Here is a 6,395-nt window from a genome sequence, read left to right on the forward strand (position 1 = left end):
AACGGACATGACAGCACGCGCCTATGGGAGGCGTGAGAAAAGTCACCGGCGAGAAGCCGGCGGGTCGGCCGCGGGACCGACGCCCGCTGCCGGTGTCGCGGTTGCGCCAGTGGCGCGGGCGCGACAGCCCGTACCTGGCGACGCGTCAGCCGCGTAACTTCACGTGGCGAGCGGCCCGCGAGGGCAACCGGATTTTGGTCCGGCGACGTCCGAATACCGGACACAGTTCACCGATGATCGTGTTACAAGTCCGTTTCGTCGCTGTCTGTCTACAATCCAAATGTCCGAATTGCGGGATTATTTTGGACCGGTTGTGACCAAAACGAGATCGCAAGTGTGTGGTTAGCGGCCCGTCAATGACCGATAGTTGGAGCCGTTGAGCTCGGGTCAATGGGTCCAGGCGCTTATGGGGAGCGTCGACTCACGAGCACAGGTGACCGGTATCACTGCCAGGGGTGTCAGTGAGGCCGGCCCTTTCACGTAGAAACAGTGACTCCTGAGGAGGCAAACCCATGCGCGGTGCCAAGAGCGCCACTTGGGTCGCAGGCGCGATCATCGTCGCCATGGCTGCTACCGCTTGCGGCGGTGGCAAGGACAGCGCCGGCGGCGGCAGCAGCAAGTCGGACGGCATTGTGTCGATGGAGATAGGCGAGCCGCAGAACGGTCTCGTCCCCTCGAACACCTACGAGACCGAGGGTGGCGAGGTCGTCCACGCCCTGTTCGTCGGCCTCACCAAGCTTGACGCCGACAACAAGATCGTCGACGACATGGCGCAGTCCATCGAGACGCCGGACTCCAAGGTCTGGACGATCAAGCTCAAGCCGGGCTACACCTTCCACAACGGTGAGAAGGTGACCGCGCAGTCCTTCATCGACGCCTGGAACTACGGCGCCAACCAGGACAACGCCCAGCAGACCAACGCACTGTTCTCGCACATCGCGGGCTACGCGGACCTGAACCCGGGCGAGGGCAAGAAGCCGAAGACGGACAAGCTGTCCGGCCTGCAGGCCGTCGACGACTCGACCCTGAAGGTCACGCTGACCGCCCCCTTCTCCGCGTTCAAGGCCCAGCTGTCCTTCAACGCCTTCTACCCGCTGCCCAAGGCCTTCTTCAAGGACCCCAAGGGCTTCGGCGAGGCTCCGATCGGCAACGGTCCTTACGAGATGAAGGGCAAGGTCAAGCACAACGAGTCGATCAGCGTCGTCAAGTACGACAAGTTCCCCGAGGCCTCCCAGTACGAGGTCAAGGGCATCAACTTCAAGGTCTACTCGAACGCTGACACCGCCTACCGCGACCTGCAGGGCGGCAGCATCGACATCGACGACAGCATCCCGACCTCGGGTCTGGCGACGTACAAGCAGGACCTGGGCGACCGCGCGATCGACGAGTCGGACTCCGGCGTCGGCTACATCGGCTTCCCGCTGAAGTACAACAAGGCTTTCCAGAACGCCGACCTGCGCAAGGCCATCTCGATGTCGATCGACCGCAAGGCGATCGCCGAGAAGATCTTCCTCGGCTCGCGCATGCCGGCCGACGACTTCATCAGCCCGATCATCCCGGGTTACCGCCAGGGCGCCTGCGGCGACGCCTGCACGCTGAACCCGACCGAGGCCAAGAAGCTCTACCAGCAGAGCGGCGGCCTCCCGAACAACACCCTCGAGATCGGCTACAACGCCGACGGCGACCACAAGGCGTGGATCGAGGCTGTCGCCAACCAGATCCAGACCAACCTGGGCATCAAGGTCACGGCCAAGCCGTTCGAGCAGTTCCAGACCATCCTGAACGACCTGGACGCCAAGAAGTACGGTGGCGCCTTCCGTATGGGTTGGAACATGGACTACCCGAACATGGAGAACTACCTCCGCCCGATCTTCTCCAAGGACGCCATCGCCAACGGCTCCAACTACGCGGGTTACACCAACCCCGAGTTCGAGAAGCTCCTCGCGGCGGGTGACAAGGCGGCCACCGACGCCGACGCGCAAAAGGAATACCAGGCGGCCGACGACATCCTCCTCAAGGAGATGCCGTACATCCCGGTGTACTTCTACAAGCTGAACGCCGGCTACAGCGCCAAGCTGTCCGCCGTGAAGATCGCCGGTGGCAACGTCCTGTGGGACACCGTCAAGCTCGCCTGACGAGCAAGCCCTTGATGTAGCGGGCTGAAACGGGGTGGGGCAGGGGAGACCGAGAGGTGTCCCCTGACCCACCCTGTCCGCGTCCGCGTCCGACCCGCCGCACCCCCTCCCCCAGCCGTCCGGCGGCGGGCGGGTCAGCACCCCCTCTGGAGAACCGATGGGCCGATACGTCGTGCGCCGTGTCTTGCAGGCGATCCCTGTATTGATAGGCGTCACGTTCATCATTTTCTGCCTGGTCTTCGCCCTGCACGGCGACCCGATCCAGGCTTTGGCGGGCGAGAAGCGCGCCGACCCGAACATCGCCGCGATCCTGAGAGATCAGTACCACCTGAACGACCCCCTCATCGGGCAGTACTGGTACTACATCAGCGGTCTGTTCACCGGCGACCTGGGAACCACGTACACCGGCCGCCCGATCTCCGAGATCGTCTCCGAGCGCTTCCCGGTCACGCTGCAACTGGCGGTCACGGCGTTCGTCATCGAGGCCGTCGTCGGCATCCTGGCGGGTGTGCTCACTGCGCTGCGCAAGGGCAAGTTCCTGGACCAGGTGGTCCTGCTCAGCACCCTGCTGCTGATCTCGATCCCGGTGTTCGTGCTCGGCAGCGTGCTGCAGCTCGAGCTCGGCGTGCACCTGGCCATCTTCCCCATCTCCGGCAAGGACGACGGCTGGCCCACCAGCTACATCCTGCCCGGCCTCGTGCTCGCCTCCACATCGATGGCGTACATCACGCGCCTGACCCGGGCCAGCATGATGGAATCGGTCCGCGCCGACTACGTGCGCACGGCTGTGGCGAAGGGACTGCCCCGCCGCCGGGTCATCGGCATGCACGCCCTGCGCAACTCCCTCATCCCCGTCATCACGTTCCTGGGCATGGACCTCGGCGCGCTGATGGGCGGCGCGATCATCACCGAACGGATCTTCAACCTCCCGGGCATCGGAGGCCAGCTGGCCCAGTCGGTGTACCTGCGCGAGCGGCCCGTGGTGGTCGGACTGGTGACTCTCCTGGTCCTGATCTACCTGGGAGCCAATCTGCTCGTCGACATTCTCTACGCCGTGCTCGACCCGAGGATCCGCTATGAGTGACCAGACCATCGAAAAGTCCGTCCCGGCGACGCCCGGCGAGCCGACCGCCGCCGCGGCGGAGGAGAAGCCGGCGCGGGCCGCCAGCCTGCTCAAGGACGGCTGGACCGACCTCCGCAAGAACCCGTTGTTCATCATCTCGGGCCTCGTCATCCTCTTCTTGCTGGCACTCGCTATCGCGCCGGGGCTCTTCACCTCGCGGAGCCCCTTCGTCGACGGCTTCTGCCAGCTCCAGCACTCGCTTGACCGGCCCTCCTCGGGACACCTCTTCGGCTACGACCTGCAGGGCTGCGACATCTACACCCGCACGGTGTGGGGCACCCGCAACTCGATCGTCGTGGGTGTGGTCACCACGCTGCTGACCTCGCTGGTCGGCTGCGCGCTCGGAATGATCGCCGGTCTCCAGGGCGGTTGGCTGGACACGATCCTCTCCCGTGTGACCGAGGTCTTCTTCGCCGTTCCGCTGCTCATCGGTGGCCTGCTGATCACGTCGCTGTTCGCGACGGGCAACGTGTGGACGGTCTCCCTGGTGCTGGCGGTCCTCGGCTGGCCGCAGGTCTACCGCATCATGCGCGGTGAGGTCATCGCCAACAAGCACAACGACTACGTCAGCGCCGCCAGGGCGCTGGGCGCGGACAGCAAGCGGATCGCCTTCCGGCACATCCTGCCGAACGCCCTGGCACCGGTCATCGTCATCACGACGATGAACCTGGGCGTCTACATCGCGGCCGAGGCCGCACTGTCCTACCTCGGCATCGGCATCCAAGCCCCGAACATCTCCTGGGGCCTGATGATCAGCGACGTGCAGAACCGGTTCCTGACCGCCCCGCACGCGCTGCTCTTCCCGGCCGGCGCGCTCAGCATCACGGTGCTGGCGTTCATCATGCTCGGCGACGCGGTCCGCGACGCCTTCGACCCCAAACTGCGCTGAGGAGGGCGTACATGACCACCATCGACAAGACGGAGGGCGTGCCGGCCCCCCGGCGCGCCGGCGAGCAGGGCACACCCCTGCTCGAGGTCCGCGACCTGCACGTCGAGTTCCACACCCGGGACGGTGTCGCCAAGGCCGTCAACGGTGTGAACTACACCGTGGACGCGGGCGAGACCCTCGCGGTGCTGGGCGAGTCCGGCTCGGGCAAGTCCGTGACCGCTCAGGCGATCATGGGCATCCTCGACATGCCGCCCGGCAGGATCCCGCAGGGCGAGATCCTCTTCCAGGGCAAGGACATGCTCAAGATGTCCCCGGAGGAGCGCCGCAAGATCCGCGGCCGGAAGATTGCCATGATCTTCCAGGACGCGCTGTCCTCGCTGAACCCGGTGCTGAGCGTCGGCTACCAGCTGGGCGAGATGTTCCGCGTGCACCAGGGGCTCTCCCGCAAGGAGGCCAAGGCCAAGAGCGTCGAGCTGATGGACCGGGTCCGCATCCCGGCCGCGAAGCAGCGGGTGAACGACTACCCGCACCAGTTCTCCGGCGGTATGCGCCAGCGCATCATGATCGCGATGGCGCTCGCCCTGGAGCCTGACCTGATCATCGCGGACGAGCCGACCACCGCGCTCGACGTGACGGTCCAGGCTCAGGTCATGGACCTGCTCGCGGAGCTCCAGCGCGAGTTCAACATGGGTCTAATCCTGATCACCCACGACCTCGGCGTCGTCGCCGACGTGGCCGACAAGATCGCCGTGATGTACGCCGGTCGGATCGTGGAGACCGCGCCCGTCCACGAGATCTACAAGCGCCCGGCGCACCCCTACACCAAGGGCCTGCTGGCGTCGATCCCGCGGCTGGACCAGAAGGGCCAGGAGCTCTACGCGATCAAGGGCCTGCCCCCGAACCTGCTGCGCATCCCGACCGGCTGCGCGTTCAACCCGCGCTGCGAGATGGCGCAGGACATCTGCCGCACCGACGTGCCCACGCTGGTCCCTGTGACCGAGCGGGACGGTGGCGAGCTGCCGGGTCGCGGCAGCGCCTGCCACTTCTGGAAGGAGACGATCCATGGCTGACGTCACCACGACCGACCAGACGACAGCCGAGGTCGTCGAGGCCGCGATCACCGAGCCGGTCGAGCGCGGCGAGCCGATCCTCCAGGTGCGCAACCTGGTCAAGCACTTCCCGCTGACCCAGGGCATCCTGTTCAAGAAGCAGATCGGCGCCGTCAAGGCCGTCGACGGGGTCTCCTTCGACCTGTACCAGGGCGAGACCCTGGGCATCGTGGGCGAGTCCGGCTGCGGCAAGTCCACCGTCGCCAAGCTGCTGATGAACCTGGAGCGGGCCACCGCCGGCGAGGTCTTCTACAAGGGCCAGGACATCACCAAGCTGTCCGGCCGCGCCCTGAAGGCCGTGCGCCGCAACATCCAGATGGTGTTCCAGGACCCGTACACCTCGCTGAACCCGCGGATGACGGTCGGCGACATCATCGGCGAGACCTTCGAGATCCACCCCGAGGTGGCCCCGAAGGGCGACCGGCGCCGCAAGGTGCAGGAGCTGCTGGACGTCGTCGGCCTGAACCCGGAGTACATCAACCGGTACCCGCACCAGTTCTCCGGCGGCCAGCGGCAGCGCATCGGCATCGCCCGCGGCCTGGCGCTCAACCCGGAGATCATCATCTGCGACGAGCCGGTCTCGGCGCTGGACGTCTCGGTGCAGGCGCAGGTCATCAACCTGATGGAGAAGCTGCAGGACGAGTTCAACCTCTCCTACATCTTCATCGCGCACGACCTGTCGATCGTCCGCCACATCTCCGACCGCGTCGGCGTGATGTACCTGGGCAAGATGGCCGAGATCGGCACCGACGCCCAGATCTACGACCACCCGACCCACCCGTACACCCAGGCCCTGCTGTCGGCGGTGCCGGTGCCGGACCCGGAGTCCCGCGAGCACCGCGAGCGCATCATCCTCGCCGGTGACGTCCCCTCACCGGCCAACCCGCCGTCCGGCTGCCGCTTCCGCACCCGCTGCTGGAAGGCCCAGGACCGGTGCGCCACCGAGGAGCCGCTGCTGGCGATCCCGCAGCGCTTCCAGGGCCAGGACGTCCTGGCCGCGCACGAGTCGGCGTGCCACTTCGCGGAGGAGAAGGACGTCGTCCACGCGGTGAGCTGAGCACCACCCGCACCACGCCCGAGGGGGGGGGGGGGGGGGGGGGGGGGGGGGGGGGGGGGGGGGGGGGGGGGGGGGGGGGGGG

General features: G+C 66.5%; 5 protein-coding genes. All 5 read left to right on the forward strand.

Features of this window, described 5'->3' with window-relative positions; genetic code table 11:
- Positions 1-512: 512 nt before the first annotated feature.
- The 5 genes from AC3ET4_RS30005 to AC3ET4_RS30025 all read left to right on the forward strand — a co-directional run bounded on the left by AC3ET4_RS30005 (position 513) and on the right by AC3ET4_RS30025 (position 6,313).
- On the forward strand, positions 513-2,135 hold the full coding sequence (locus tag AC3ET4_RS30005; RefSeq protein WP_431954989.1) for a peptide ABC transporter substrate-binding protein: 1,623 nt from the start codon (positions 513-515) through the stop codon (positions 2,133-2,135).
- Between the two features lie 157 nt (positions 2,136-2,292).
- A complete protein-coding gene (locus AC3ET4_RS30010) occupies positions 2,293-3,219 on the forward strand; it encodes an ABC transporter permease (protein WP_431954991.1) in 927 nt (308 codons plus the stop codon).
- Positions 3,212-4,147, forward strand: a complete 936-nt coding sequence (locus AC3ET4_RS30015; protein WP_431954993.1) for an ABC transporter permease — start codon at positions 3,212-3,214, stop codon at positions 4,145-4,147. The genes AC3ET4_RS30010 and AC3ET4_RS30015 overlap by 8 nt, the downstream gene beginning before the upstream one ends.
- Positions 4,148-4,158: 11 nt before the next feature.
- Complete coding sequence (locus AC3ET4_RS30020) at positions 4,159-5,217, forward strand: ABC transporter ATP-binding protein (protein WP_431954995.1); 1,059 nt, start codon at positions 4,159-4,161, stop codon at positions 5,215-5,217.
- Entirely contained in the window at positions 5,210-6,313 is a 1,104-nt protein-coding gene (locus tag AC3ET4_RS30025; protein ID WP_431954996.1) for an ABC transporter ATP-binding protein, read from the forward strand. The genes AC3ET4_RS30020 and AC3ET4_RS30025 overlap by 8 nt, the downstream gene beginning before the upstream one ends.
- Positions 6,314-6,395: the final 82 nt, after the last annotated feature.

The sequence above is a fragment of the Actinacidiphila sp. bgisy167 genome (genome assembly GCF_057707665.1).

Excerpts from the sequence above, each read along its gene's own strand:
- AC3ET4_RS30005 (WP_431954989.1), top strand. The coding sequence starts at position 513 with ATGCGCGGTGCCAAGAGCGCCACTTGGGTCGCAGGCGCGATCATCGTC.
- AC3ET4_RS30010 (WP_431954991.1), top strand. The coding sequence starts at position 2,293 with ATGGGCCGATACGTCGTGCGCCGTGTCTTGCAGGCGATCCCTGTATTG.
- AC3ET4_RS30015 (WP_431954993.1), top strand. The coding sequence starts at position 3,212 with ATGAGTGACCAGACCATCGAAAAGTCCGTCCCGGCGACGCCCGGCGAG.
- AC3ET4_RS30020 (WP_431954995.1), top strand. The coding sequence starts at position 4,159 with ATGACCACCATCGACAAGACGGAGGGCGTGCCGGCCCCCCGGCGCGCC.
- AC3ET4_RS30025 (WP_431954996.1), top strand. The coding sequence starts at position 5,210 with ATGGCTGACGTCACCACGACCGACCAGACGACAGCCGAGGTCGTCGAG.